This is a genomic window from Streptomyces sp. NPDC059142 (assembly GCF_042755665.1).
GTDB lineage: Bacteria > Actinomycetota > Actinomycetes > Streptomycetales > Streptomycetaceae > Streptomyces.
The window spans coordinates 17,082-19,378 of the sequence record NZ_JBHZDA010000082.1 but is presented as its reverse complement, the minus strand read 5'-3'; the positions used below and the strand labels follow the sequence as shown (position 1 = coordinate 19,378).

The 2,297-nt window shown below is 71.8% G+C and carries 1 protein-coding gene and 1 pseudogene; both read right to left on the bottom strand.

The annotated features are described in order from the left end of the window. A pseudogene (locus ACFXPK_RS25055) lies at positions 1–97 on the bottom strand (ATP-dependent DNA ligase); the annotation flags it as partial. Positions 98–187: 90 nt separating this feature from the next. Continuing rightward, the gene (gene dxs / locus ACFXPK_RS25050) at positions 188–2,095 is read right to left on the bottom strand and encodes a 1-deoxy-D-xylulose-5-phosphate synthase (protein WP_385007993.1); all 1,908 of its coding nucleotides are present in this window, start codon (positions 2,093–2,095) and stop codon (positions 188–190) included. Positions 2,096–2,297 lie beyond the last annotated feature (202 nt).

Below are 2,297 nucleotides of genomic sequence, written 5' to 3'. Positions count from 1 at the left end.
GGTCGACGAAGACCTTCCCCGGCCGCAGCGCCCGGCGCATCCGGTGCACCACCAGATCCGGCATGGCCTCCTCGGCCTCGACGGCGAGGCCCGTGGCGGGGGCGGGGGGAGCCCCCCGCGGGGGGCGCGCCCCCCCACGGCCCATTCACGCCATCCGGCGCGGGTGGAGCTGAACGCCGGCGGGGTCTCAGTCGCGGGCGACCTCGGCGGACGCGTCGACCAGCCGGCCGTCGAGCTTGGCGACCAGACCGGTGACCTGGCGGGCGATGTCCGGAGCGGTCAGCCCGATTTCGGCCAGGACCTCCTTGCGGGAGGCGTGGTCGAGGAAGCGCGGCGGAATGCCGAAGTCGCGCAGCGGTACGTCGACCCCGGCGTCCCGCAGCGCCTGCGCGACGGCCGAGCCGACACCGCCGACGCGGCCGTTGTCCTCGACGGTGACGACGACGCGGTGCTGTTCGGCGAGGGGGGCGAGCGCCTCGTCCACCGGTTTGACCCAGCGCGGGTCGACGACCGTCGTCGTGATGCCCTGCTTGTCGAGGAGCGCGGCGATCTCCAGGCACATCGGGGCGAGCGCGCCGACGGAGACGAGCAGCACATCGGCCGTGCCCTCCTCGGGCCTGCGCAGCACGTCCATGCCGCCGATCCGGCCGAGGGAGGCGACGGCGGGGCCGACGGCGCCCTTGGAGTAGCGGACCACGGTCGGGGCGTCCTCGACCTCGACGGCCTCCCGGAGCTGCGCGCGTACCTGGTCGGCGTCGCGCGGGGCGGCGATCCGCAGTCCGGGCACGCACTGGAGCATCGACATGTCCCACATGCCGTTGTGCGAGGCGCCGTCCGTGCCGGTGACCCCGGCGCGGTCGAGAACAAACGTCACTCCGCAGCGGTGCAGGGCGACATCCATCAGGACCTGGTCGAAGGCGCGGTTGAGGAAGGTCGCGTAGAGGGCGAAGACCGGGTGCACCCCGCCGGTGGCGAGACCCGCCGCGGAGACCGCGCCGTGCTGCTCGGCGATGCCGACGTCGTAGACGCGGTCGGGGAACGCCTTCGCGAACTTCTCCAGGCCGACGGGCTGGAGCATGGCCGCGGTGATGGCGACGATGTCCGCGCGCTCGTGGCCGAGCTTGACCATCTCCTCGCCGAAGACCGAGGTCCAGTCCATGCCGGCGGCGGCGATGGGCAGCCCGGTGTCGGGGTGGATGGGGCCGATGCCGTGGAAGTGGTCGGCCTCGTCCTGCTCGGCCGGCTCGTAGCCGCGGCCCTTCTCCGTGATGCAGTGCACGATGACCGGGCCGCCGAAGCGCTTGGCGCGCAGCAGCGCGGACTCCAGGGCCTCGATGTCATGGCCGTCGATGGGGCCGACGTACTTGAGGCCGAGGTCCTCGAACATGCCCTGCGGGGCGATGAAGTCCTTGAGGCCCTTCTTGGCGCCGTGCAGCGTGTCGTACAGGGGCCGGCCGACGACCGGGGTGCGCTCCAGGAGGTCCTTGCCCCGGGCCAGGAAGCGCTCGTACCCGTCGGTGGTGCGCAGGGTCGCCAGATGGGTCGCGAGGCCGCCGATGGTCGGCGCGTACGACCGCTCGTTGTCGTTCACGACGATGACGAGGGGGCGGTCCTTGGCGGCGGCGATGTTGTTCAGCGCCTCCCAGGCCATACCGCCGGTGAGGGCGCCGTCCCCGATCACCGCGACGACATGGTCGTCCTTGCGCAGCACCTCGTTGGCCTTGGCGAGGCCGTCGGCCCAGCCCAGGACGGTGGAGGCGTGCGAGTTCTCGATGATGTCGTGGTCGGACTCGGCGCGGGAGGGATAGCCGGAGAGGCCGTCCTTGCTCCGCAGCTTCGAGAAGTCCTGACGCCCGGTGAGCAGTTTGTGCACGTACGACTGGTGGCCCGTGTCGAAGAGGACCTTGTCCCTCGGGGAGTCGTACACACGGTGCAGGGCGATGGTCAGCTCGACGACACCGAGGTTGGGTCCGAGGTGTCCGCCGGTCTTGGCGACCGCGTCCACCAGGAACGAGCGGATCTCCGCCGCCAGCTCCTGGAGCTGCTCCGGGCCCAGCCGGTCCAGATCGCGCGGTCCCCTGATGCGGGTCAGCATCGTCACCCGTGCCTCCTTGCGCTTCCGTTTATGAGCCGTCAAGCCCTGCCGATCCGCCGAGTCTAATGTTCCACTTGGACGGACGGACGCGGGGCAGTGCATTGCGCGTCACTCGTTCGAACGTACGCGGGGTCCTGCCCGCGCGCCGGACCGGCACGCACCGGTGCACGGCGAGGACGGCCGCGGCCCGGCCCCCGGTGGT